Origin of the sequence: Spartinivicinus ruber (genome assembly GCF_011009015.1) — a bacterium.
In the GTDB taxonomy this organism is placed as follows: Bacteria; Pseudomonadota; Gammaproteobacteria; order Pseudomonadales; family Zooshikellaceae; genus Spartinivicinus; species Spartinivicinus ruber.
Window position 1 is genome coordinate 2706429 of sequence record NZ_CP048878.1, and the last position, 25338, is coordinate 2731766.

General features: G+C 38.5%; 22 protein-coding genes. 16 read left to right on the top strand and 6 right to left on the bottom strand.

Translation table 11 applies throughout. The features are described 5' to 3' along the window. Nucleotides 1-107: 107 nt before the first annotated feature. A complete protein-coding gene (locus tag G4Y78_RS12980; RefSeq protein ID WP_163833421.1) occupies nt 108-1103 on the bottom strand; it encodes an aromatic ring-hydroxylating oxygenase subunit alpha in 996 nt (331 codons plus the stop codon). 674 nt (nt 1104-1777) lie between these two features. Between G4Y78_RS12980 and G4Y78_RS12985 the strand changes: the two genes are divergently transcribed. The 3 genes from G4Y78_RS12985 to G4Y78_RS12995 all read left to right on the top strand — a co-directional run bounded on the left by G4Y78_RS12985 (nt 1778) and on the right by G4Y78_RS12995 (nt 5471). Beyond that, nucleotides 1778-2230, top strand: coding sequence for a transporter (locus G4Y78_RS12985; RefSeq protein WP_163833422.1), 453 nt, complete (start codon nt 1778-1780; stop codon nt 2228-2230). 356 nt (nt 2231-2586) lie between these two features. Continuing rightward, the gene (gene ovoA, locus G4Y78_RS12990) at nt 2587-4740 is read left to right on the top strand and encodes a 5-histidylcysteine sulfoxide synthase (protein WP_163833423.1); all 2154 of its coding nucleotides are present in this window, start codon (nt 2587-2589) and stop codon (nt 4738-4740) included. After that, nucleotides 4722-5471: a substrate-binding periplasmic protein gene (locus G4Y78_RS12995; protein WP_222937698.1), complete on the top strand. Its 750-nt coding sequence runs from the start codon at nt 4722-4724 to the stop codon at nt 5469-5471. Before ovoA ends, G4Y78_RS12995 begins: the two co-directional genes overlap by 19 nt. Nucleotides 5472-5756: 285 nt before the next feature. Here the strand turns inward: G4Y78_RS12995 and G4Y78_RS13000 are convergent, their stop codons facing one another. Then, nucleotides 5757-6242 (bottom strand): hypothetical protein, encoded by a 486-nt coding sequence (locus G4Y78_RS13000; protein WP_163833425.1) that lies wholly within the window; start codon nt 6240-6242, stop codon nt 5757-5759. A gap of 579 nt (nt 6243-6821) precedes the next feature. Continuing rightward, the gene (locus G4Y78_RS13005) at nt 6822-7574 is read right to left on the bottom strand and encodes a substrate-binding periplasmic protein (RefSeq protein WP_163833426.1); all 753 of its coding nucleotides are present in this window, start codon (nt 7572-7574) and stop codon (nt 6822-6824) included. 314 nt (nt 7575-7888) lie between these two features. Here G4Y78_RS13005 and G4Y78_RS13010 point away from each other — a divergent pair, with 314 nt between their 5' ends. From G4Y78_RS13010 to G4Y78_RS13025, 4 genes are all read left to right on the top strand, one after another. Beyond that, complete coding sequence (locus G4Y78_RS13010; protein ID WP_163833427.1) at nt 7889-8617, top strand: type 2 periplasmic-binding domain-containing protein; 729 nt, start codon at nt 7889-7891, stop codon at nt 8615-8617. A gap of 1 nt (nt 8618) precedes the next feature. Beyond that, complete coding sequence (locus G4Y78_RS13015; RefSeq protein ID WP_163833428.1) at nt 8619-8822, top strand: hypothetical protein; 204 nt, start codon at nt 8619-8621, stop codon at nt 8820-8822. Nucleotides 8823-9535: 713 nt separating this feature from the next. After that, entirely contained in the window at nt 9536-11323 is a 1788-nt protein-coding gene (locus G4Y78_RS13020; RefSeq protein ID WP_163833429.1) for a choice-of-anchor I family protein, read from the top strand. 48 nt (nt 11324-11371) lie between these two features. After that, a complete protein-coding gene (locus tag G4Y78_RS13025; RefSeq protein ID WP_222937699.1) occupies nt 11372-12160 on the top strand; it encodes a DUF4922 domain-containing protein in 789 nt (262 codons plus the stop codon). Between the two features lie 391 nt (nt 12161-12551). Here the strand turns inward: G4Y78_RS13025 and G4Y78_RS13030 are convergent, their stop codons facing one another. Continuing rightward, the gene (locus G4Y78_RS13030; RefSeq protein ID WP_178124460.1) at nt 12552-13448 is read right to left on the bottom strand and encodes a C40 family peptidase; all 897 of its coding nucleotides are present in this window, start codon (nt 13446-13448) and stop codon (nt 12552-12554) included. A 31-nt stretch (nt 13449-13479) separates the two neighbouring features. Next, complete coding sequence (locus tag G4Y78_RS13035) at nt 13480-14610, bottom strand: aminotransferase class V-fold PLP-dependent enzyme (RefSeq protein WP_163833430.1); 1131 nt, start codon at nt 14608-14610, stop codon at nt 13480-13482. Nucleotides 14611-14847: 237 nt separating this feature from the next. On the opposite strand from G4Y78_RS13035, the gene G4Y78_RS31385 reads away from it, so the two are divergent. The 8 genes from G4Y78_RS31385 to G4Y78_RS13070 all read left to right on the top strand — a co-directional run bounded on the left by G4Y78_RS31385 (nt 14848) and on the right by G4Y78_RS13070 (nt 23310). Continuing rightward, nucleotides 14848-14979 (top strand): hypothetical protein, encoded by a 132-nt coding sequence (locus G4Y78_RS31385; protein WP_268935078.1) that lies wholly within the window; start codon nt 14848-14850, stop codon nt 14977-14979. Beyond that, a complete protein-coding gene (locus tag G4Y78_RS13040) occupies nt 14967-15707 on the top strand; it encodes a TetR/AcrR family transcriptional regulator (protein ID WP_163833431.1) in 741 nt (246 codons plus the stop codon). The genes G4Y78_RS31385 and G4Y78_RS13040 overlap by 13 nt, the downstream gene beginning before the upstream one ends. A 150-nt stretch (nt 15708-15857) precedes the next feature. Next, nucleotides 15858-16502, top strand: a complete 645-nt coding sequence (locus G4Y78_RS13045; protein WP_163833432.1) for a DUF4823 domain-containing protein — start codon at nt 15858-15860, stop codon at nt 16500-16502. 236 nt (nt 16503-16738) lie between these two features. Then, nucleotides 16739-17311: a DUF1285 domain-containing protein gene (locus tag G4Y78_RS13050; protein WP_163833433.1), complete on the top strand. Its 573-nt coding sequence runs from the start codon at nt 16739-16741 to the stop codon at nt 17309-17311. Nucleotides 17312-17389: 78 nt separating this feature from the next. Next, on the top strand, nt 17390-19306 hold the full coding sequence (locus tag G4Y78_RS13055; RefSeq protein ID WP_230425729.1) for an ABC transporter ATP-binding protein: 1917 nt from the start codon (nt 17390-17392) through the stop codon (nt 19304-19306). Continuing rightward, complete coding sequence (locus G4Y78_RS13060; protein WP_163833434.1) at nt 19296-21137, top strand: ABC transporter substrate-binding protein; 1842 nt, start codon at nt 19296-19298, stop codon at nt 21135-21137. The genes G4Y78_RS13055 and G4Y78_RS13060 overlap by 11 nt, the downstream gene beginning before the upstream one ends. Nucleotides 21138-21139: 2 nt before the next feature. Next, entirely contained in the window at nt 21140-22138 is a 999-nt protein-coding gene (locus G4Y78_RS13065; protein ID WP_163833435.1) for an ABC transporter permease, read from the top strand. Next, nucleotides 22135-23310 carry an ABC transporter permease gene (locus G4Y78_RS13070; RefSeq protein ID WP_163833436.1) on the top strand — a complete coding sequence of 392 codons (1176 nt, stop codon included), beginning with the start codon at nt 22135-22137 and terminating at the stop codon, nt 23308-23310. The genes G4Y78_RS13065 and G4Y78_RS13070 overlap by 4 nt, the downstream gene beginning before the upstream one ends. On the opposite strand, the gene G4Y78_RS13075 is transcribed toward G4Y78_RS13070, so the two are convergent. After that, a complete protein-coding gene (locus G4Y78_RS13075; RefSeq protein WP_163833437.1) occupies nt 23279-23641 on the bottom strand; it encodes a PilZ domain-containing protein in 363 nt (120 codons plus the stop codon). The two genes, G4Y78_RS13070 and G4Y78_RS13075, sit on opposite strands and share 32 nt — an antisense overlap. A gap of 278 nt (nt 23642-23919) precedes the next feature. Here G4Y78_RS13075 and G4Y78_RS13080 point away from each other — a divergent pair, with 278 nt between their 5' ends. Then, the gene (locus tag G4Y78_RS13080) at nt 23920-25185 is read left to right on the top strand and encodes an ABC transporter substrate-binding protein (RefSeq protein ID WP_163833438.1); all 1266 of its coding nucleotides are present in this window, start codon (nt 23920-23922) and stop codon (nt 25183-25185) included. The last annotated feature ends 153 nt before the right edge of the window (nt 25186-25338 follow it).

The following is a 25338-nucleotide window of genomic DNA, read 5'->3' on the forward strand; positions in this document are numbered from 1 at the left end:
AAATTATACAACAAGGGCACACATAAAATTATTTTAAAATATTACTGCATCCTTATAATTAAAACTACTGACACCATCTTAAAATAACTGGATTAACGCACCAAACCTTAATACTTATGTGATGATAGTAGCTCTGACAGTCTTTTTCTTATAATAAGTGATACATAATCAGACTCCATATTTTTTTGATCATTTAGTGTTAATGGTACATCTGGACTAACTTCTTTTAATATAGCCTCATCCTCATAGCTAATAGCTAGGCTTAATGCCATAATATCAGAGGTTTTAACATCTACTTCTGCATCATTACGAATAACAAAACTTACCCATAGACACGTAGTTTCATCAATAGGAGTATATGAATAAATTGTTATATTACATAAATTATTTGGCAAATATAATATCATTTTTACAGTAAACGGTATAAACCAGTAAAATTCTCTAGAAAGATTCATTTTGGAAAAATTTTTAATATTCCATGCTTTTGCTTGTAATGAATTACCATAGTTATTTATGTCTGATTTAAAATATAAACCATTTGCTGTTTCTTGAACAATATCAGGGCGGCGAGGTATAGCACTAGCTTGATCACCTAGTTGTGTATGAACATAATGATGATGTGCATTATCAAAATTATTTTCTATCCCTGCTAAGGGGCTACAATGCCAATTTCTATTTTCAAAATGAATCGTACGATAGTTTGTTTTAAAAAACTCTGGGATGTCAGGAATGGGCATAATTGGATTTTCAAGTGCTACCCAGACATAGTCATATAATTTTTTACAATAGTATGATTTTATTTTATAGCTAGCAGGAATTTTTTGTTCTGAGTACTGAGGTATTCTTACACACTGTCCTTGTGCATTATATTCCCACCCATGATATGGGCATTGAATATTTCCTTCAATGATATTTCCATTTGTTAGTTTTGCCCATCTGTGACAACATTTATTATCTATAGCCGCAGGTTCTTTATTCTTATCAAGCCAAATTATTATTGGTTGTTTCATTAACGTAAATGCAAACGGCCCCTTCTCTAATTTGCTGACATGGCATATTGGGTAATAAAATTTTTTAAAAAACGGCTCTAAAGAAATTATCATTTTACGCCCTCAAAACTATATATAAAAATACTATTTCATAAAAACTATTTTAACGCCTTACTGCCATATTTCTTCAAGCGCTTTAGCTTTCTATTTCTTAAAAAATTTTTTGTAAAAATAAATACTTTTTTATTTCTCACACACAACAATTATTTATAATAATTATATCTGATCTAGCTGCAAAAATTAGTGTAGCTAGATTTTACAAATTTTTTAACATTATTCGTTATATAAAAATTATTTAATATACCTCGCTAATAATACTCAATGTCTTGGTAGATAGGCTGAATAAGGTTCTTTTAACAATATAAAGCTAATACTAAATAGTAAAGAACATTTAAAACAAGGAAGACATAAATACGACACTTCCTAAATGAGCCAAGATAATACAACCTATTTTCTGTTACAACAGTTATAACTATTTTAGTATTATTTATAAACTCATTAACTATAAAGTCACTCTAAAAGAAGTTCATATCTCCAGTATTTTTTAAAACTTATTGATAGAAGAAATAGATAAAAAACAACCTATACTATAATTCCTAATGAAAGCTAAAAAACTAAAATTTATATTTCAGCAGCAGACACTTAAACAAATAATATAATTATTTATTAAATTTCAAACAAATCAACGAAATATTATTGTTTCATCTTTTAATTGAAAATAGGTAGACATGAAAATTTTAGGTCCATTAATTTACTCTTTAATTGCTGCATTTGGCAATGCTCTATTTGCTACTGGCCAAAAGAAAGCCGCCTATCTTGACAATACTTTAATATTTATTGCTGTATCAGGTTGGTTTTTTGTTATTTTAGTAACCTTGGCAGCCCCACTATTTGGATCATCCAATTATTTGGAAATAGTTAAGTCCAGTTGGCAATGGGCATTACTTAGTGGTATAGGCCTATTACTAACATGTGTAGGATTTCATTTTCTATATACGAAATATGGAGCATCAAACTATGTTTTATATGCAACATTATCAATAGTTACCACATCACTTGTTGTAGGAATTCTAATCTTCAAAGAGAGTTTTAATTTCTTTCATTGGTTAGCATGTATTTTTTCATTACTTGCTATAATTTTTTTTAGTTTGGGCAATATTTCAATCTCAGACCATTTTTAGAGTCTATAATGTAATGTATGCAACCATGATGATTAAAACTATTACTATATCGCTTAAAGCCACCCCAAAATAGATTAATAATGCCACAAGCAAATTTTTTATCATTGTTATAGCATACTAGCTTTGTAGGAATTTTTGTAGCCAATGTATTTTCGATCAATGTTTCAAAAAATTATCGCTTTCCGAATAGTGTTATATTACAACATTTGTTTATTATTTTCTTTGGTTTACTTCGAGTATCATAAAGGAAAAATTATTAAAACAACCATTCGCTGCACTCATATGAAATATAAATGGAATTATTATTCTAGCATGATTATTTATAATTGAAATTATATACTCTAAGGGACTAGATTATGCCTTCAATACAAGCTTTAGAAACACTTGACTTGCAAAATAGCTTTATTGTAAAAAAAACGGTTACATTAAATGGAAGAAAACTTTCAGAAAAAAGAAAGGAGTTACTAAGCTATTTTCATGACACATTTTCTATTTATGAGAGTATTTTTGAATGTTTAATAAATGAGGATGTATTTTACATCCGGCCTAATCATCTACGTCACCCATTAATTTTTTATTATGGTCATACAGCAGTTTTTTTCATCAATAAACTCAATGTTGCAGGATTAATTTCAACACGCATCGATCCCAAGTTAGAATCAATATTGGCCATTGGTGTTGATGAAATGTCGTGGGATGATCTTCATGACGAACATTATGACTGGCCAACACCTAATCAGGTCCGAGATTACAGAGAAAAAACACGTAAGCTTGTTGATCAATTTATTCGAACAACAGATTTCTCATTACCAATAGATTGGCAAGATCCTATGTGGATAATTTTAATGGGTATTGAACATGAACGTATACATTTAGAAACGACATCCGTACTCATTAGAGAGCTACCTATAGAATGTGTTAAACCTCATCCTATATGGAGTAATATCTGTTTAACCAGTAATGAACCTCCAATCAATGAGTTGCTTTTTGTTAAAGGTGGTCCTATCACCTTGGGAAAATCAAAAAATAATCCACTCTATGGTTGGGATAATGAATATGGTATATCTCATAACGAAGTAAAAGACTTTAAAGCTAGTAAATATCTTGTATCAAATAAAGAGTATTTTGATTTTGTTAATGACAATGGATACCACCAAGAGAAGTATTGGGATGAAGAAGGCTGGCAGTGGGTTCAATCTCGTAATCACAAATTGCCAACTTACTGGCTCAAAGTAGGTAATAACTTTAAATACCGAACTATGCTTGACATTATCGACATGCCTTGGGATTGGCCTGTTGATGTAAATCATTATGAAGCAAAAGCGTTTTGCAATTGGAAGTCTACCGTATTAGAAAAAAATATACGTTTACCAACTGAAGCCGAATGGTATACGCTACGTAATCTAGTAGATACAGATCAACCATACTGGAATCCAGCTCCAGGAAACATTAATTTAGAGTATGAAACGTCATCATGTCCTATAAACCGACACGCTTTTGCTAATGGCTTCTATGACATAATTGGTAATGTTTGGCAATGGACTGAAACCCCTATTGATTCTTATGAAGGGTTTACAGTACACCCAGCCTACGATGATTTTTCAACCCCTACATTTGATGGTAAACATTTTATATTTAAAGGGGGTTGTTGGATTTCAACAGGAAACTACGCGATAAAAGACTCTCGTTATGCATTTCGTCGTCATTTTTTTCAGCATGCAGGTCTCCGTTATGTGGAAGCAGCACCAATGCCAAAACCTAATTTAAATGTTTATGAAACAGATACTACAGTTTCTCAATATATCGAATTCCATTATGGTGAATCCTATTTTAATGTTCCAAATTTTCCTGTAACTTGTGCACAATACTGTAATAAACTTACAGAAGGTATACCAACTCGTCGTGCTCTAGATATCGGTTGTGGTGCTGGTCGTGCAAGTTTTGAGCTAGCAAAAGTCTTTGATCATGTGGATGCTGTAGATTTTTCAACACGAATTATACAAGCACCTACTAACTTACAAAAGCATGGATGTCAACGATATACCATTCAAGAAGAAGGCGATCTCATCACCTATAAAGAGATACGTATTGATGATTTTAACTATCAAAGTGTTAAAGATCGAGTTTCCTTTTTGCAAGGAGATGCTTGTAATCTAAACACCAAGTTTACGAGTTATGACCTCGTTTTTGCTGGAAACCTAATAGATCGGTTATATGATCCTGCTAAGTTTTTAAAGCTCATTAAAGATCGTATTTGCCCAGGAGGGCTGCTGGTCATCACATCACCATATACTTGGCTTAGTGATTTTACAAAGCGTGAATATTGGCTAGGTGGTTTCAAAGCTAGCACAGGAGAATCATACACAACATTAGATAGCTTACAGGATTATTTAACACCTGACTTTTACCTACTAAAAAAACCTATTGATATCCCTTTTGTTATTCGTGAGACAAAACGTAAATATCAACACTCTTTATCCGAAATATCTGTATGGAAAAAAAAGGACTAAAAACCATGCATGCTATTACCTCCTCATTGCAACTGGTAACACCCGGTGTACTTACTGTAGGAACAATTGAACAAGTTAAACCCATGACTTATCGGGATAGTGATGGAAATTGGAAAGGATTAGAATTAGACATTCTAAAACTCATTGCAGAACATATGAAACTTGCAATACATTTTATAACTTTTCCTTTTGATCATATTTGGTTACGTCCCAAACAGAAAGAATGTGATATAATATCAGCCGTTCTTACTATACTCCCCGAGCGTTCAGCTGAAGGGGCAGTGTTTTCAAATCCTGTTTTTGAATTTGGTCAATCATTGCTCATTCGTGCAAATGATTCATACTATATTCATTCATTACATGACTTGGTAAATAAAAAAATTGGTGCAGTAAAAAATACGATGGGTGAAATCTACTTACGAAAGTATGCTCCTAAACATGCAGAAATTATATGTTATCAATATACTGATGATGTTCTAAACGCCCTTCAAAATAATGAAATTGATGCTTTTGCTCGTGGAGAACCGTGCAATGGATATATTGCACAACAACAGCCAGAGTTTAATATAATAGATATTAAACCGAGTCTTGAAAAAGTTGGCTTTGCAATAGCTAAAGAGAATGATAAATTACTGAATATCGTTAATAGTGAATTAAAAAATATGAGTGAAAATGGTACCTTGTCCAAATTAAGGAAATTTTGGAAAGCTTATAATATTCACTTGCTTTAAATAGAGTGTGCTGTTTAATTTGACCAAAACAGAATTCCCAATGTGGATTTGAGGGTTTTGAGCTGGTAATTCTAAATCATCATAGGAAAGTCCATTTTGGAATGCCCAAGGAGATTTCATTGTATCTTTTACTCGTTGCTTGGATATTATTGCCCCTTTTGTTACTTTCGAGTGACATGTTGGGCATAACAAAGTCATACAGCTAGTAGTCTAACAATAAAGTTTTTTCACCTTGACTGATGCTGTATCTCTAAGAATGAGTCTGTATATCAGAGCAGACAGGCATCACCTGTTGCCTTGAGTAGTGAAAGAACTTTTGGTTGAAGCACTAGTAAAGTAAAATATCGGTGCAGGGTAACGTATTAATAAGTGAGGCTCTACTGTTAGATCAAACTCTGGTCTGGTTGCAAGTTCTTCAAATGGTTCGTTCACTCCTCTTGGAAAGTAATCAAATCGCCTTTTCTTCAGCATCATAAATAGGCTTTCATATGAAGTTGAAGTCTGCACTTTCAACCCATTTGACCTGAGAATTTGAGTATCTGGCCAATCATGTCCTTGACCGGCAACGAACTCCCTTAGTTGTTCAAGAGAGTTGATATCTTCAAAACGTTTTTCTTCTCGATTACGGATGATAAAAATACGATGTCCTAACAGTCCTTTAAGCAAAGGTATTCGAATGGGAGTAAATAAAGTTTCTCTTTCAATAGATGTCATTGAACATACGACATCCAACTGTCTACCCAATGAAGGAAAAGCTCTACTTTGTGTCATTTTAGATAAGGCTGGTACAAGATTGTATGGGCCATGGGATTCCACAGTTTTTGATAATGCGAGATTAAGGAGTTCTATGAAGTATTGATTTCTTGTATCTCTAGTACTCGTGGGTTGAATATGCCTGATTTCTTGAGAGCTTGCTTGTACGTAATAAAAACCTAGAAAATATGTGATAATTACTAAATATATAACTCTCATTTTGCTGGCTTGACTTTATTGTATGTATTTTTTTAATAAATAATAGCTCTAAGGCATTTGAATGTGGGGAATCGTTTGTTTGTATCATTGATAAAAATCCTCAACCTTGTTTTATTAGTAAAGCCTTCTTAATCACACCTTATGTGACACCTATAAGACAGCTGATCAAGCCAAACAAATGACAGAGGTAAGGTAAACAAATTGAAATGGGGAGTTAATAAAATAATAGCATATTGTTGGCTTGAGAAACTATACTAAAATTTATAATATGGATGCCAAAATCAATGGCAGTTTGCAGGTTGTGAGAGATTAAATCTGATCTACAAAACTTAAAAATAAGTAAGACATGAGGAGTTACCCATTAACCTAAAGCTGTTGTTACTGATCAAAGCCATGTTTGCGCATGATATCTTTATCAAGTCCTTTCTCTTTCATAATTGCAAAGCCTGTTTCAAATTCTTGGTATAATTGATCAGTGTTTGGTATAGCTTTTGATATCACTAGGTGTACAGTTATATCTTTCAACATCAGGGGATGTTGTTTGTATTGATTAGCTAATGAAGGGTAGTCAGTCGTTGAATAGTATTGAATCACTCGACTATCTGCAGTCACCAGCTCTAATCGATCAATCATAAGAAGCTTAATATTTTGTTTAGCACTAACAGCTTCATATTTATCTAGTTCTTTGGAGTTGTTGAACTCATCAGAATAATGATAACCTCTAACTATACCAATTCTATAAGGGGTCAATTCACTTAATGATGTGAAAGTAATATTTCGAGATTTTTTACTATATAAGTATTGTCGGCTACGACATATTTCAGTTGAATATTTAAAGAATTTCTCTCTTTCCGGGACATAATATGCTCCTAAAAGAGCCTGGTATTTTCCTTTTTTGGTAAGTTCAAATGCACGCTTCCAAGAAGTAAATATAATTTTGACTTTCTTTCCTTGTAATCGGTAAGCGTCTTTTACTATTTCAGCAAAGAATCCTTCATTTTTTAAAAAGCGATCATAATAAGGTGGCCAGGATTCAGCTGAAAATAAGTAGTCATAGTCTTGAGTTTGGCTATGGCAGAGGTTGTAAATTGATAAATAGATGATCCATACAGCTAGACACTTTGGTTTCATATAGTCTTATAGCCTATTTGTCCTCATGACTGTTACCATACTTAACATTCTATCAAGTGTAGCTCAGTCATATATTGTTGCTCGATAACACAAAGTAGAACTATTGAGTTTCTTGATAAATTGGCTAAAGATACTTCTAAATCTCCTCTTTGCTTGTAGGCTACCTTAGTGCCAGTAATATCCTGAATCACTCTCAGTAGCTACTTTCAATGCTGCCACTTATTATTCGAGGTTTCCAGGATTTCTTGCAATATCAAATGCAGTTGGAAATGAACTAAACTTGCAAGTAAAGTTAAAACAGCAAGAAAAACAAAATGATTGATAAATGTACTCTTTCTTTGGGCATAGGCATAATAACAGCTGTTCAAAACTGCTGTGCTGGTAGTGCATTAATTTTATCGACGGGTGATGGTTCAGATCCTCTAGTAAAGTTAGTTACCTTAATAATGAAGGAGGCTTATGGATCATTGAATGAAAAAGTAGAAGTACAACATTACCCTGGGTGGAAAAGAAGCCTAATTGAATCAAACAAAGGAAATACTGATGGAGAGCTTTTCCGAATCAAAGGGATTGATAAAAACTACCCAAATTTGATACGCGTTCCAGTGCCAGTGACTCATATCGAAGGAGTAGCCTTCACAAGAAAAGAAAAATTAAAGAGTGTTACTATTTCTAACTGGTCTAGCATAAGCCAGTATACAGTAAGTTATGTTAGTGGTATCAAGTTTATAGAAAATGGCACAAAAGGATTTTCAAATGTAGAAGCTTTATCTAGCCTACAACAGCTATTATATGTTGTGGGTGCCCGTAGAATAGACTTTGGAGTACATGATCGGATAAGTTTAATTACTCGAATCAAGAAATATAAATACAGCGATATTGTAATATTAGAGCCCCCTTTAGAAGAAGTACCATTATTTCATTATTTACATAAAAAAAATAAGCATCTGGTTTCTAAACTGAAAACTACACTACAGCTAATGATTGATAATAACCGAATTAAGGAAATCCGTACTGGATTTTTTGAAACCTTATCTAACTGATATGTCTATTTCATGGGATGGATGCCAATACCGAAAATATGGATATTATGCTTTATCTCAAACCCAACTGGATTTTGACTGTTTTGATTATCTTATACAGCAGGCGGATAAAGGTGTGTTATTAAAGCTAATTGGTGATTCGCTTTCAGGTAGTTTGGATTTAGGAGGATGGAGCGATCCTGTTGACCAGAACATTTTAGTATGATCGAATCCAGTAGGACAGTATGCGAAAAGTCATCAGTACCAATAATACAGAAGTTACAAGGAAAAATATACTTATAGTCCAGTACCAGGCACGTTTAAGCTTGTACTTAAGTTTTTTGAAAAAACCTATTTTTTGATTAGGGAATTCAGGTGCTGAGCAAAAAGTGACTATGAAATAGTGTGTACTAACAGCCCAAAGAAGACCAATAAAACTGGGTATAAGGAAAAAATCATCTTCATGTGATCTAGATGTCAAAAAGATATAGCTGACTGATATTAAACAAGTAAGCCCTATAATTATTGACGGTATACGAAGTATATAAATGGTTTGAGCAGTTAGCTTTAACTTATCAATCATAGTTTTACGGCATGTTATACGACTAAAACTACATAATATCAAAAATAAATAAACTTATAAATTAAATCTGTGATCACCTGCCATTAAAGTTACCGCATTGATGGCTAAATAAACTACAATAGTGTGGGTGGTTAAAGCAGTAGAGTATAGGTTGTATGGTAGCAAAGGACAGGAGTATTGGCGTTTGTTTTTAGGAGTATGATAATGAAAAATATCTTAATAATTAATTTATGTATTGCTAAACTTAATGAGTAGCTTACGATAAACAAAAGTCAGGTTCTTATACTAAATTAGCATTAACAATAAGTGAAATTATAGCTACTATTAGATTCCTTTAACTCAAGGAATGATAGTTTATGCTAATTAAACAACCATCTCTTTTAGCTTTAATCCTACCGAGTGTACTATTTAGCGCTTGTGCGACAAGTGATTTACAACATCATTTAGACATTCAGTGTGGGTTCTTGCAACAACCCACACCAACCATTGGGGAGCTGAGTGGTTTAACGCTTATTGGCACTTCAATAGCTGATGCAACATTTGCAACCTCAGCGGCTGAAATTGTGAGTTATGATAGTTGTACTGATAGGCTGTATGTTGTAAATGCCCAAGCGAAGCAAGTAGATGTACTGGCAATGAATGAGCAGGGGAAACCAATAACAATTGGCGCGATTAAGCTGCATGCAGCGGCGAAAGCTGCTGATATTGATATTGGTGCTGCGAATAGTGTTTCCACCCATGGAGGACTGATTGCCGTGGCTATTGAGAATGTTAATAAGCAAGCCAATGGCCTGATCGCTTTGTATCGCTCGGATAATTTAAACTTGATTACTACTTATACAACAGGTGCATTACCTGACATGGTGAGCTTTTCAAAAGATGGACGTTATTTGGCGACGGCGAATGAAGGGGAGCCCAGTGCAAATTACCAGGTAGATCCAGAGGGCAGTGTCACTTTAGTTGATCTGGCTAAGGGGCCACTGAATCCGAAAATTCATCAAATTGATTTTAAGGCATTTAATAAAACTGGTTCACGTTATAATGAGTTGCCAGCGGCTGTGCGAGTTTCAGGCCCCAATGCTTCAGTAGCCCAGGACTTGGAACCTGAATATCTGAGTTTTGCTGATAATGGTAAACTGTATGTGTCGTTGCAGGAAAACAATGCACTAGCTGCCATTGATGTTGCTACAGCAAATGTAGATGCTATTTTTGGTTTAGGTGGAAAGTCATGGGTAAACTCTGCTTTGGATGCGTCTAATAAAGACAAAAAAATAGGTAACTTTAAAAACTATTTGCAGTTAGAAAGTTTATACATGCCAGATGCTATCGCCAGTTACACGGTTAATGGCCAAACGTATATAGCAACGGCAAATGAGGGTGATAGCCGTGAGTATGGCTTTGAGACTACCCAGCAATTGTGTGATCAGGCTGGTTATACATGGGGCGACGATGACTATAGCAGCACTTCGAACTATACAACAAAAGATGGGGTTTGTATTGCTCATACTGATGAGATTCGTGGTAAAAAACTGAAGGTTGATGCCGCACACCCTTTAGTCGATGCATTAAAAGACAAGCAACAGCTTGCCAGACTAAATGTGGTTAAATCCAAGTCAACTCTTGGAGCCAATGAGCCTGTTTATACCTTTGGTGCACGTTCTTTTTCCATTTGGGATGAAAACGGCAAGCTTATTTTTGATAGTGGTGACCAATTTAGCCGGCTAATTTTTACCTTGGAACCCAAACATTTAAATAGTACCTATGATAATAATCAAAGTGGGGATAACCGCAGTGATGATAAAGGAGTTGAGCCTGAAGTCATTGAAATAGCCTCAGTTAATGATCGCCACTATGCTTTTATTGGCTTAGAACGTCAAGGAGGCATAATGGTATACGACATTACTGACCCTGCTAATGGTCGTTTGATCACTTATGTTAATAACCGTCATTATGATCAAGCAGTATGTACGAAAGTGGATGATGGTGAATGTAAAAATGGAGTTTATAATTCCTTGGTAGGTGACTTAGGGCCAGAATCAATTGAATATTTTCAGCGCCAAGGTAAGCATTATTTAGCGGTGGGTAATGAAATAAGTGGCACCACTTCGGTTTACCAATTACAGTTTGGTGTTACAACGCCTTAAAAAACTCTCCCTGAACAATAAAAGTGCATTGCTCAGGGTTATTCTTTTATGATTAGAGCTATTTTTATGTTTTGGGATCAAGCAGAGCAAGTAACTGAACAAGCGTTAGCTGTGGGTAGTTTGTTACCTATTGCGACCCAGCCTAGTGTGATAGAAGAGGCGGGGATTCAATTTTTATTGCATACCAAACTAAAGACCTTTAATAAAAAAACTGCAGTGAGTAATAAAAAAGTAACTAACCCTTTTTTACCTTTTGAGCAGGATATGTATGTGGGAGAGGCGGGGGATAGCCATGTGTGTTTATTAAATAAATTTCCCGTGTTACTGCATCATTTACTGATTTGTACTCGTCGTTATGAAGCACAAACTTTACCATTGACCCTGGAGAATTTCGAAGCCTGGTTGTTAGGGGTGACGACACCTGATGTATTGGGATTTTATAATGGTGGCGAAGCAGCAGGTGCCAGTCAAATGCATCGTCATATGCAATTAGTGAAAACTGAGATTCCAATGGTGAAAATTATTAGCAGTGGTAATTTAGCTTTTAAACATCAGTTGTATTATTTTACTGATTTAAAGGCAGAAGACTTATTTTCTGCCTATCAGGAAGCAATGTACCAATTAGGTTTAATTATTGATGGCCAATGTCTGCCCTATAATATTTTATTAACCAAACAATGGATGTTAATTCTACCACGAACAAAAGCACAGTTAAATGAGCTATTGGTTAACGGCTTAAATTACACAGGACGCTTTTTAGTAAAAAATAATGAACAAGCACAATGGCTACGGCAATATGGATTTCTTCGGGTTTTAGCTGAATGTGGACAAGTATAAAATTTGTGCTAACAGCCAAATTATTTCTCCAGATTATATTGCCTGTATGGATTTTGGCTGGAATAGTGAATTTAAATGATTGATAAAGTTGGCGTTGGGTAGAAATTGCAAGCAAAAAAAACCCGAATCCTGGGGGATGAATTCGGGTTAAGACCATTAGGAGTGAAACAAAGGTACACAATCCTACGTACCGAGGTCATATTGACCTAGACTGATGTGGCTTTAGGGGGATTAAGTCACATCAGTAATTTAAGTATTGATGATGATGCTAATTCCTCCAGCGAAAACTGAGGCATTTTTAAATTCATTTAGCATAAGCAGAGTGCTAAGTATGTAGGGGGCATTGTCATTATTTTGCCATCAACCCTTCGTAAATGATTTATCCAGTTATTTAACGGGGATTTTCCTTAGGCTTCTGGGAGGGTAAAGCCATTTCGTTATCAGCAATAGCGACGATGCTGTTTTCTGATTCGCCGGGGGCTAGATATAAATCTGCTTCTTCACTATCCAGTGGGATGTTGCCATTCCAGGGTAATAACCGGTAGCTAGCGTGGTGACTGTAGTCAATAAATGGGTATTTAATAATTTTGAAGTAAGGGGAATAGTCAAAATCTCTGGGAGCACAAAGCTTAGGGTTGCGTCTGAATAACTGCACCCTCCCATCAACTGAGTTGGTTTTTACCAAGGGTAAGATAGGAAATTGCACACTATTGAATGCTTCGGCAATCATGGTAGAGCAAACAGTTTTGGTGGTGGGACCAGCCCCTTTAGCAAATAAGGAAGAGCGCCAGCGTCGGGGTAATAGCCGCCAGGGGAACAGGAATCGAGCCAAGTCGAAAATCTGCCGGACATCATATTCCACGCCCACTCTACTCACAGAATAGTTAATGATTTTCTGTGCATCTTGGTATTTAAGCCCCCGAGGGCGGCAAATCCGTAGATGCTCTTTTTCATAAACGGTAATTGCTCTGATTACTGTCCCCATGCCCAGCTCACTTTCAACCAACAGCTGGCTATCGGGGCTGCAATCACACTGCTCCTTAACTTGTTCGCGGGTTTCTGCATCTTCTATATCATGCAGACGGCCGATGTATAAAGCAGCATGAGACCAAGGGCTTTGGGTGATGACTTTAATAACTTCGCTAACTCGGGAACGCCCTTCAACCAGGATAATATCGCAAGGCTTTAACTCATAGCGGATGCGCTCAAAATCACACATGGGGGCGCGTCGCATTTTGCGTTGATGGGTTAGCCCTTTGGTAATAAGGCGAGCGGTTTTGCCAAGCATGTGTGTTTTGTTACAACCTGATATTTACCAATTAACGGATTGCTTCCTGAATGATCTGTAGCCCACCCGCTAATACTTGCTTACTGGTATAAAAGTGGGGGGATAATCGAATACCACCACCTCGGTAAGCACAAATTACACCTTTATCCATTAGATGTCGGTGAAGCTCAGGCATATCCCTGTTGTTAACGCTAAAAGTAACAATACCACCAAACCGACCAGGATCAGTAGCGCTGATAACTTGAACTCCAGACATCTGAGCCAGTTGCTGCTGTAAAAAGCGGGTGTTGTCGAGCACTTGTTGTTCAACTTGCTCCATACCAACTTCAAGCAATAAGCTGATACTGGCATTGAGTGCGTAGATACCTAGCATATTAGGACTACCACACTCAAAACGGCGAGCTGAATGAGCAATTTCCCATTCGGTTGTATCATAATTGCCCTGTGCTTCAACCATATGCCAGCCAAACTGTTTAATTGTTAGCTTATCTCTAGCTTTTGGTGTGCTGTAAAATAGTGCTAGCCCTTCTGGTCCAAGCATCCACTTATGGCCATCGGCCATCACAAAATCCGCTTTAATGGATGTGGCATCAAACTGCATGGCTCCAATGCTCTGAATGGCATCCACGCAATATAAAATATCCTTCTGTTGGCAAAAATCCCCCAGCTGTTTCAAGTCTAATTGCAACCCAGTGGCATACTGTACCGAGCTAATAGAAAGCAAACGGGTTCGTTGGTCGCAGGCTTCAATAATGGCTTGTTCTGGTTGACTGCCGGATACATCTACTGGCTTAACCGTTACACCTTGGTTAGCCAGAGATTCCCAAACTATTCGGTTAGAGGGAAACTCTTGGTCGGAGATCACCACATTATCGCCTGGCTGCCAATCTAAGCCATATGCTACTACCGATAGAGCTTCAGACGTATTTTTTAGCAAGGCGATATCATGCCACTGGGCCACATTAATCAACGAAGCCAAGCGGCTTTTCAGCTGTTGTTCGGTTGCTACCCAGTTGGGGTATTGGCAGGCCCCTTGCTGAATATTTTCCTGAGCAAACGCTGTTATGGCTTGTGCGGTTCGCGCAGGCCAGGGGGCCACGGCAGCATGGTTAAGGTAATAAATGGCAGAGTTAATAGGAAACTCAGTTTGCCACTGACTCATAAGTCACCTGTTGTTGTAGAGATAGACTGCAGTCAATTTATGTTAATACAACAGTTAAATCAAATGGATCACACCTAATTAATTACATTAATTTTAGGTTTGATAACAAACGTCAGTACCGTATTTTATCAATAGCACAGCCTGAGTAATGTGGCCTTTAAGTCGGCTAGTCTGGTGCGCCACCTGGGGTGGCTGGTTTAGTATGTGACTTATTTTGTTGGTTGTTATGGTGATATTATGACAGCGACTGTCGTGATTAACTGTAACGACAAAGCGATATTGCTTGCCAAAAATATTCAGCATGGTATGAATAAGGGGTCTAACTACAATCAAAAATTTGCCTACGGTGCAGGTGTATGGCGGATATAACAAGAAAACAGCGCGAATTTAAACGTCGCGAAAACGAAATCCTAGAAACTGCATTAACTTTATTTTTAGAAAAGGGGGAAGACAATGTCACAGTCGAGATGATTGCTGAAGCAGTCGGTATTGGTAAAGGAACAGTGTACAGTCACTTTCGCTCTAAAGCAGAAATATTTTTACGACTGATGCTGACCTATGAAGAAGAACTAGCCAGCCTTATTCAGTCCGATGAAGTTGCAGCGGATCGTGGAGCATTACCACGCGCTTATTTCGAATATCGGATGAAGCATCCTGAAAAATACTATTTATTTGATCGCCTTGAGCAAAAGCTCACTCGTCGTAATCCTCACCCTGAGCTATTTCGTGAGTTACATCGAATTCGGGCCTCAAATATTGCGCGTTTGACTGAATTAATCAAAGCGCGAATTGACGACGATTTACTGGAAAACGTTCCACCTTATTTTCACTACTGCGCTGCCTGGGCATTGGTTCATGGCGCAGTTGCTGTATATCACTCAGCGTTTTGGCAAGATGTGATAGAAGATAAAGATGGGTTTTTCCAGTTTATGATGGATATTGGGATGCGCATGGGTAGACGCGGGCATGCTAAGCCTGGTCGCCAGGAAGAAGAAAAGGAAGCTAGTGTATTGGTGCATGCAACCAGGGAGGAGCAGGGGAGTATCACCGATAATAATGAACTTGAAGTGGCTGACGAAGCATTAATAGCAGGCTAACTATTACTGTTAACTGCATACATAAGCCCAGTGCTGGTAAGGTAATGGATTATTAACTTACCAGCACACTTTACGTTGTTTTTGTTTGGATAAAGCTTAGGTACAGAATTTGCTGCTATCTGGTTAGATGATGACAACCAGATATGAACAATGCCTCAATTATTTATCTGTGCTTTAAGAATTGGCAGGCAGCTAAGGCACTACTGGCTACTTGCGGGTGTACTGCTAACTACTGGTTTAAGCGGTTGTATGCCCAGTGATATCGGCAAAGAATTGCATCGCTATGCTGTTGATTTACGGCTGGTGGATAACAGCCAGATTGGTTATCACAATAACTGGGTAATACCCCGTGATTCACGGATCCTTGTGGTATCCGGCCCAGGATTAAAGATTGATGAGGTGAATTATCAAGCTGCTTTAACCAAAGAGGTCTATCAAGTCTTTACCGCTCGCTTCCCCTACACACAACGTTACCCAAAATCACAACCTTCCTTATTGACGGCACTTAATACAGCTCGTAATCATCGCCATCAGTTTGTTTTATATACTCAGCTATTATTTTTTGACGATAAGGTGAGCAACTGGATTGAGTGGGAGTATTCTGAAGATATTCGACGGGTGGGGCCAGACCGCATTTCGGCAAGGCTAACATTGGTCGAAACGAGTTCGGAATATATTGTTGACTCCATTTTGCTGCAAAGTAACAGTGGTTGGCTAACCTTTTATAATGACAAGCCTGATGAGCTGTTTCGAGGGCCAATAGAAGACTATGCTGATCGTTTAACTCCTCAATAGGTAGGCTTCGCAAAATTACTGCGCTTGCAAATACTGCATTAAAAATCGGCTCAAAATGCTCATTAAACTCCGCTTTTTTCGCCGATTTTTGCCTTATCTTTGCTGTGCCCCTGACCTTTTGCAGTTTTTGCGTAGCCTCTGTTGGGCTTTTCAAACATGAGCAATTATAACCATGACTTATAAACAGGCTTTATGGTTAAATAGGCAACAAGAGTGGTACAACAACCGGCCTAATTATGAGTCAAGCACATATTAACCCTGCAGCCATTGCCGCGAGTATCGAACAAGCCATTAACCACCCCTCACTGCCCCCTGTTAGCCAATGGCAGCCTAGTCTCTGTGGTGATATTGATATTGTCATTAAAAGTAATGGTCAATGGTTTTTTCATGGCACTCCAATTAACCGTCCACAACTAGTACGACTGTTTTCGACGGTATTACGCAAAGAACAAACTGATTTTTACTTAGTAACGCCGGTTGAAAAGTTAAAAATTACCGTAGAGGACGCACCATTTGTTGTGGTAGCAGTTGCTATCAGGGACGAAAATCATCAGCAACAACTGGTATTTACCACTAATGTTGGTGATAAAGTCGTGTTAGATACAGACCACCCGTTACAAGTCCGTTCCGTGGCTGAGCAGCCCAAACCTTATATTTTGGTAAGAGATCAGTTAGAAGCACTCATTAACCGCAATGTATTTTATGAACTAGTGGATAAAGCTGAAGAAAAAGAAATTGCAGGAGACTACCACTTAGGTCTATGGAGTAACGGCCAATTTTTTAGTTTAGGCTTAGCCTCTGAGGGGTAATCATTTCGCGGTGAACTACAATGTAATTCATAACTTATAAACTATCCAATAAATAACAAGAATTAAGGTAATAAAAGTTTGGAAAGTGCATACACTGAAGCAGTAGATCATCAGCTAGAAGAACTGCCGTTACTTGATGTAAGAGAGCTGGCTATTGAATTTCAGTTACCAGGTGGGGTATTTACGGCAGTTAAGAATGTCTCATTTTGCTTACGCCATGGCAGTACGGTGGCATTAGTGGGCGAGTCTGGGTCAGGCAAGTCAGTGACTGCTCAGGCGATTTTAGGGATCTTGCCAAAAAATGCACGCATTGCCAAAGGCGATATCATTTTTCGCGAGCCAGGCATTTTAGTCAGCACCACCAATATTGCCAAGCTGTCACCAGATTCACAAATGATGCGGGATATGCGGGGCAGTCAGATTTCGATTATTTTCCAGGAACCCATGGTATCCATGTCGAATATGCATACCATTGGCGATCAAGTAAGTGAAGCGTTGTTTTTGCATCGACGCATCAGTAAACAGCAGGGAATTAAACTCACTAAAGATATGTTGTCGTTAGTGGGGTTTCGTAATGCGGATCAGGCTTTTCACCTTTACCCTTTTGAGCTTTCTGGTGGCTTGCGACAGCGGGCCATGATTGCCATGGCATTAATTTGCCACCCTGCTATTTTAATTGCCGATGAGCCAACCACGGCATTAGATGTCACCGTGCAGTTGCAAATTTTAAAATTAATGCGGCGATTGCAACGGGAACTGAATATGGGGATTTTACTGATTACCCATGATTTAGGCGTGGTGGCCAATATGGCTGATGAAGTGGTGGTGATGTATCACGGTCATGTGGTTGAGCGTGGCCCCGTAGAAGCTATTTATAGTGACCCTCAGCATCCTTATTTAAAAGCCTTATTTCACTCCATTCCTCGGTTTGGGTTGACCAAAGAAGAACGCTTAACTCCAATTCGGGATATTCAGGTAACAACCGAAAATATTGAGAGTAATTTTACCCATTGGCAACCAGAAGAAAAACTAGTTGGACCTCACTTAGAGGTAGTCAGGCTCAGTAAAAACTTTACTCAACGTAAACAGGGTAAGTGGTTTAAGCGCAAATCAGAGCAAGAGTTGATTCAAGCTGTACATAGAGTGTCGTTTAATATTGGGGTAGGGGAATGCCTAGGTTTGGTGGGTGAAAGTGGCTGCGGTAAAAGTACTCTCAGTAAAATGGTTATGCGGGCATTATCACCTAGCTCTGGGGATATTCGCTATAATGACCGTGGTAAAATTATCTCGTTACTTAATTTAACTGATGAAGAATTACGGGCATTTCGCACCAAAATCCAACTGGTATTTCAAGACCCTTTCAGTGCGCTTAGCCCGCGCATGACTATTTTGGATGTACTAACTGAACCGTTAGTGATTCATAATATTGGTGATCCGGAATCTCGACGTAATTGTGCCAAAGAACTAATGAAACTGGTTGGGTTAGACCCAGCGTTTTTAAATCGTTATCCCCATAGTTTTTCTGGAGGGCAGCGGCAGCGGATCAGTATTGCCAGAGCATTGGCATTGGCCCCTGACTTTTTAATTTTAGATGAGCCAGTTTCGGCGTTGGATGTATCAGTTCAGGCACAAATTTTAAATTTATTAAAAGATTTACAACATGAATTGGGGCTAACCTATTTATTTATCAGCCATAATCTAGCAGTGGTGGATTATATTGCTGACCGTATTGTGGTGATGTGCCGAGGTCAGATTGTCGAGCAGGCGCCCACTGAAAAACTATTTGTCAATCCTAATCACCCCTATACCAAAACCTTGATGGAAGCGGTATTAGCACCCGATTTAACGGCTCGGCGGCAATTTGAAAAATTAGGGCCGGCACTCTCACAACCGGAATTCTGGCCAGCCCCTTACACCTTATCACCTCATATTCCTAATGAGCTGGTTGAGATAGAAGAAGACCATTTTGTCAGGATGTGTCCCCATGAGTATTAATCTTAATTATTTACTTATTGTGCTAGTCATGGGAGGAGTCGTTACGCAGTCAATAATGGCTGATTTACCCGAAGAACCTTTAGTCACCAAAATGGCATCTGATCAGGCTATTGGTAAACCTGGTGGGACACTTTATACCCTAATGGCCAAAAGCAAAGATATCCGGATGATGACGGTATTTGGTTATGCCAGATTAGTTGGGTTTACTCGTAATTTTGAGCTGAAGCCGGACATATTGAAAGATATTATTGTTGAAGAAGATGGGCGACGTTTTACCTTGGTAATTCGTAAAGGCCACCGGTGGTCTGATGGCCAACTGTTTACCGCAGAAGATTTTCGTTATTACTGGGAAGATATTGCTAATAATAAAAAGCTTTCACCTTTTGGACCACCGCCCCAATTGATGGTTAAAGGCAAACCGCCCACTTTTACACTGATTGATGAGCATACGGTACGTTATCAATGGGATGAGCCTAATCCGTACTTTTTACCTGCATTAGCTGGAGCCAGACCATTATTTATTTATGCCCCTGCCCATTATTTAAAGCAATTTCATGCGTCTTATACCCAAGCAGAAACGCTCGCTTTATTAGTTGAAAAATACGGTAAGCGGAATTGGGCAGGTTTACACCATTCTCGAGTCAGGCAATATAAGTTAACCAACCCTAAATTGCCAGTATTACAGCCCTGGGTTAATACAACTAAGCCGCCTTCTGAGCGCTTTGTGTTTAAACGTAACCCACATTATCACCGGGTAGATGAGAAAGGCCAACAGTTGCCTTACATCGATCAGGTGGTGGTCAATATTGTATCCAGTAGTTTGATTCCAGCTAAAACACGGGCGGGTGATGCCACATTACAAGGCCGGTATATTCGACTGGATAACTATACCTTTTTAAAAGCAGGGGAAAAGAAAGGTAATTATAAGGTATTTCTCTGGAAAAATGCGCGGGGCTCTCAGGTTGCCCTTTACCCCAATTTAAATGCAACTGACCCTGCTTGGCGTAAACTAATGCAATCAGTCAATTTTAGACGGGCATTGTCATTGGCAATCAATCGTCATGAAATAAATCAAGTGGTTTATTATGGATTGGCTATCGAAGGAGGGAATACCATATTACCGGCTAGCCCACTTTATGACGAAAAATATACTAAAACCTGGTGCCAATATAACCCCAAATTGGCCAATCAATTATTAGACGAACTGGGGTTAACCAAGCGTAATAATGTAGGTACTCGCCTGCTGTCTGACGGGCGGCCGATGGAAATCATTGTGCAGTCACCCGGTGAGTCTACCGAGCAAACCGATATTTTGGAATTAATTCGAGACCACTGGCAAGCCATAGGGATTAAGTTGCTTACCCGGCCTTCCCAGCGTGAAGTATTTCGTAATCGGGTTTTTTCTGGAGAAGCATTGATGGCGGTATGGGAAGGGCTAGACAATGCACTGCCTACTGCTGAGATGAATCCTAAAGAGCTAGCACCCAGTATCCAGGAGCAATATCAATGGTCTCAATGGGGAAAATATTATGAAACGGGTCAAGGTAATCCACCGACACAGCCCGAAATATTAGAGCTGGTTAAACTACGTCGAGAGTGGATGCATGCACCAACCAACCAGGCAAAAATGGATATCTGGCGACAGATGCTGTCTATTTATTCTGATCAGGTATATACCATTGGCACTGTTACAGGCATTTTGCAACCAATTGTGGTGAGCAATAATTTAATGAATGTACCTAAGGAGGGTTGGTATAGCTGGGAACCAGGGGCTTATTTTGGGGTTTATCGCATGGATACTTTTTGGTTAAAAAATGAGTCTGGAGAGTAAATATGGTTAATTATATTGCTCGCCGTATTTTTATGATGATACCCACCCTGATAGTCATCAGTATCATTGTATTTACCATTATCCAGTTACCCCCTGGAGACTTTTTAGAAAGCTACATGGCGGAACTGCAAAGCCAGGGCGAGTCAATTGATAAACAGAAAATTGCCTATTTAAGACAGGAATACGGGCTTGATAAATCGCTACTAGAACAATATTGGACTTGGGTAACTGGCTTATTGGAAGGGGATTTAGGTTACTCGTTCGAATACAACCTACCGGTCAATGAAGTGGTGGGAGACCGGATGTATTTAACCATTATGGTATCGATCCTAACTATTATTTTTACCTGGGTAATTGCGTTCCCCATTGGGATGTATTCTGCTACCCATCAATATAGCTGGGGGGATTATGGGCTGACTTTAGTAGGGTTTATTGGCCTGGCTACGCCAAATTTCTTATTGGCATTGGTATTGTTATATCTGGCCAATGTGTATTTTGGCACCTCAATAGGTGGATTAATGGATGAGCAGTATGTCAATAAGCCTTGGACCTGGGAAAAATTCACCTCTATTTTGGAGCACTTGTGGATCCCTGTGATTGTTATTGGTACCTCGGGTACTGCGGGGATGATTCGGCGTTTACGTGCTAATTTGCTAGATGAATTAAATAAGCCTTATGTGGTGACAGGACGTGCGAAAGGGCTGGGTGAGAAAAAATTACTGGTTAAATACCCTTTAAGGGTATCGCTGAATTTTTTTATCGCTGACATTGGCAGTATGTTGCCCAGTATTATTTCCGGCGCTGAAATTGTGGCATTAGTGCTGTCATTACCCACTACCGGGCCAATGTTATTAGGAGCATTGCAAAGTCAGGACATGTATTTAGCGGGTTCATTTTTAATGTTTTTGGCGGTATTAACCGTGGTGGGGGTATTAGTGTCTGACTTAGCATTAGCTGCTTTAGATCCCCGGATACGCTTGACAGGAGGGGCCACCAAATGAGGCATCAACCTGAATACCCGGCTAATCCTCACTATGTTTCTATAGAGCCTTATGACCCAGAAGCCATAACCAAAGTTGCCGCTGAGCAGGAAAAGTTTTATTTAGCTTCACAGTGGGCTTTGATTTGGTGGAAGTTTAAACGTCATCGATTAGCAGTAATCAGTGGCATATTTATTATTTTTGTGTACGCTTCCATTTTAATCTGCGAATTTTTGGCTCCCTATAATTTACATACCCGCAATACCGATCACATTTATTCACCGCCACAACCCGTTCATTTTTTTCACGAAGGGGAGTTTGTTGGTCCATTTGTGTACCGTTGGTATAACACCCTCAACATGGAGCTATTGCAACGAGACTACCATGAAGATAAAAGCCAGGTGCTACCTATCCGGTTTTTCTGTAGTGGTGATGAATATGAGTTTTGGGGTGGAGCCTTTACTGGTAATTTTCATTTGTTTTGTGCACCAGAAGATGGCACTCTGTTTTTATTTGGCACGGATCGGTTAGGTCGGGATATGTTCTCCCGTGTTATTTATGGAGCTAGAATCTCCATGACCATTGGTTTGGTGGGCATTACTTTAAGTATGTTTATGGGGATCGTGATTGGGAGCTTGGCGGGTTATTACGGCGGCTGGATCGACCATTTGGTTCAACGGAGTATTGAGATTATCCGCTCATTTCCTGAGTTGCCATTATGGATGGCGTTATCGGCTATTTTACCAGTGACTTGGAGCCCCCTGTGGGTATTTTTTGGTATTACCTTAATTTTAGCCTTGATGGATTGGACTGGATTAGCCAGAGCAGTGCGTTCTAAGCTATTAGCCTTACGGGAAGAAGACTACACCATGGCTGCCCAGTTGATGGGTGCCAAAACTCAGCGAATTGTTAGAAGACACTTGTTACCTGCGTTTTTTAGCCACTTAATTGCTTCGGCGACTCTGTCCATACCGACGATGATTTTGGGAGAAACCGCGCTTAGCTTTTTAGGCTTGGGATTACGCCCACCAATAACTAGTTGGGGGGTGCTGTTAAGTGAAGCGCAGAATGTTAATGTGGTTGCTGTTTATCCTTGGTTATTGATTCCGGTTATTCCTGTGATTTTCGTGATCTTGGCCTTTAACTTTTTTGGTGATGGGATTAGGGATGCAGCTGATCCTTATAAGCACTGATATCATCAATAAAGTGGGCGATAAAATTTTCAGATTGTGCATGAATGTGGGTGAATTCTAGGCCAATTAAATAATAGTTATCGTTTAACTCTACATGACAAACTTCAGCATGAACATAAATGCTCATTCCCTTATTTTCATAGTTAATGGTATATAGACAGAGGATACAAATTTCACCTGGTAGCAGTTTCTTACATGCTTGTACCAAGATACCCTCCTGAGAGATATTCAACATTTTGATGTAGCTGGTTTCTTTACGGCTTTTTAATACCCCAATACAGTTTAACTGTTGAAGAGAGTATCGTGGGCCAATACGTCGCTCGATATTCATGAAGATAGGACCAAAAAGAGGAACTCACTTGATACTAATCATATCAGTTAACATGTGCAATGAATGATTATTTATCTATAAAGCGCTGCTATAAATCATTTCGAATAACGCAGTCGAATTTTACGCAGATGTTTAGTCATTTTAGTCAAGAAAAAAGTCTTTCGCGTAACTTTCATTTTCTACAATAGAAAGTTGGTACAAAAAGTTGCCTTCCGCTTATATTAAAACTAAGGGGCAGTGATTGTGCTTGACATTATTGTAAGATCTAATTTTGCAAAATGAGCAAAGGTTATGTAGCAACGCTATTGCGCTTTTCTCTGGTTGTATTCCTATTCGTTGTTAGTAGTTTCGCAGGTTGTTCGTTCGCCATCGAAACACTCAGGTTAGGGGTGGGACTAATCACTGCATCTGGTAAGGCCAGAGCTGGGGTAACAGAAGTAATAAAGCGCTTTGAAAAACAATACCCAGAAGCGAAAGTTGAGCTTATTACGCTTTATGATGAGGAGTTTAAATCAGCCACTATTCCTTGGCTAAAGAAGGCTCCTGGAAAAAATGTGCCAGATATTTTCTTCGGAAGCGCGGGAGAGCGCTTATTTAACCTAGTCAGAAAAAACTATGTTCAGGATATCACGGATATTTGGCAACAACAGAAGCTTGACCAAGTGTTTAGTGCCGGTATCAAAGCCACTGTATCACTTAAAGCCAAGGTTTATGCTATCCCCTTTGCTTATTATCAATGGGGCTTCTACTATAACTCAGCCATATTGGCTAAGTATAATCTTCCACTACCCAACACTTGGCAACAGTTTTTAGATATTTGCTACACTCTGAAAAAGCACAACATATATTGTATTGGGATTGGCACCAAAGAGCATTGGCCTGCTGCTGGCTGGTTTGATTATTTAAATCTTCGCTTAAATGGCTTGGGTTTTCACCATGAACTAACCAAGGGCTGCATTGCTTATACTCATCCTAGTGTATTAAATGTATTTACCCATTGGGCGGAGTTGGTGAATCAAAACTTCTATGAGCCTGGTGCAACAAGCCATAACTGGAAGTTGGTTTTTCCAACTATCTATAGGGGGAAAACAGCATTTACCCTGATAGGTAATTTTGCTGAGAGTTTGTTTGGAAAAATTCCTTCTAAGATTAAAAAAAATATTAAATTTGTAAAATTTCCTGAGATGACGAAAAATATGCCAATTTATGAGGACGCAACAACGGATATATTTTTCTTAAGTAAAGTGTTGGCACATAAAAGATATGCAAAAGCCTTTATGGCTTTTTTAGCCACAAAACAAGTGCAGGAACTACTGACAGGAGGGCTATCAATGATACCTGTTAATCGACATGCTAAACCAAAGGATACTTATTTCTTAAAAGAGGGGAAACAGCTCCTTGATCAGGCCGCGGGCTATGCTCAGTTTTATGATCGTGATACCCCGAAAAATATGGCAAATAATGGCATTTGGGTATTTAGTCAATTTTTTGAAGATGGGAATATTAAAAATGCGATTACTCATTTGGAAGAAGCTAGAAAATGATTTTATATAGGTGAGCATACACCAAAAGACTGTAGACCTTTATCACTGTGAATTGAATAAGTTGCTATAAGCCTCCCTTTATTATTAATAGGGAGGCTCATGGATTTCTGCAGTGGTCTGGATACTATTACTAGTAGTAGACTCTGCAGTTTC

Coding starts and splice junctions, on each gene's coding strand:
- G4Y78_RS12980 (WP_163833421.1), bottom strand. CDS start 1,103: ATGATAATTTCTTTAGAGCCGTTTTTTAAAAAATTTTATTACCCAATA.
- G4Y78_RS12985 (WP_163833422.1), top strand. CDS start 1,778: ATGAAAATTTTAGGTCCATTAATTTACTCTTTAATTGCTGCATTTGGC.
- ovoA (WP_163833423.1), top strand. CDS start 2,587: ATGCCTTCAATACAAGCTTTAGAAACACTTGACTTGCAAAATAGCTTT.
- G4Y78_RS12995 (WP_222937698.1), top strand. CDS start 4,722: ATGGAAAAAAAAGGACTAAAAACCATGCATGCTATTACCTCCTCATTG.
- G4Y78_RS13000 (WP_163833425.1), bottom strand. CDS start 6,242: ATGACACAAAGTAGAGCTTTTCCTTCATTGGGTAGACAGTTGGATGTC.
- G4Y78_RS13005 (WP_163833426.1), bottom strand. CDS start 7,574: ATGAAACCAAAGTGTCTAGCTGTATGGATCATCTATTTATCAATTTAC.
- G4Y78_RS13010 (WP_163833427.1), top strand. CDS start 7,889: ATGATTGATAAATGTACTCTTTCTTTGGGCATAGGCATAATAACAGCT.
- G4Y78_RS13015 (WP_163833428.1), top strand. CDS start 8,619: ATGTCTATTTCATGGGATGGATGCCAATACCGAAAATATGGATATTAT.
- G4Y78_RS13020 (WP_163833429.1), top strand. CDS start 9,536: ATGCTAATTAAACAACCATCTCTTTTAGCTTTAATCCTACCGAGTGTA.
- G4Y78_RS13025 (WP_222937699.1), top strand. CDS start 11,372: ATGATTAGAGCTATTTTTATGTTTTGGGATCAAGCAGAGCAAGTAACT.
- G4Y78_RS13030 (WP_178124460.1), bottom strand. CDS start 13,448: ATGCTTGGCAAAACCGCTCGCCTTATTACCAAAGGGCTAACCCATCAA.
- G4Y78_RS13035 (WP_163833430.1), bottom strand. CDS start 14,610: ATGAGTCAGTGGCAAACTGAGTTTCCTATTAACTCTGCCATTTATTAC.
- G4Y78_RS31385 (WP_268935078.1), top strand. CDS start 14,848: ATGACAGCGACTGTCGTGATTAACTGTAACGACAAAGCGATATTGCTT.
- G4Y78_RS13040 (WP_163833431.1), top strand. CDS start 14,967: ATGGCGGATATAACAAGAAAACAGCGCGAATTTAAACGTCGCGAAAAC.
- G4Y78_RS13045 (WP_163833432.1), top strand. CDS start 15,858: ATGCCTCAATTATTTATCTGTGCTTTAAGAATTGGCAGGCAGCTAAGG.
- G4Y78_RS13050 (WP_163833433.1), top strand. CDS start 16,739: ATGAGTCAAGCACATATTAACCCTGCAGCCATTGCCGCGAGTATCGAA.
- G4Y78_RS13060 (WP_163833434.1), top strand. CDS start 19,296: ATGAGTATTAATCTTAATTATTTACTTATTGTGCTAGTCATGGGAGGA.
- G4Y78_RS13065 (WP_163833435.1), top strand. CDS start 21,140: ATGGTTAATTATATTGCTCGCCGTATTTTTATGATGATACCCACCCTG.
- G4Y78_RS13070 (WP_163833436.1), top strand. CDS start 22,135: ATGAGGCATCAACCTGAATACCCGGCTAATCCTCACTATGTTTCTATA.
- G4Y78_RS13075 (WP_163833437.1), bottom strand. CDS start 23,641: ATGAATATCGAGCGACGTATTGGCCCACGATACTCTCTTCAACAGTTA.
- G4Y78_RS13080 (WP_163833438.1), top strand. CDS start 23,920: ATGAGCAAAGGTTATGTAGCAACGCTATTGCGCTTTTCTCTGGTTGTA.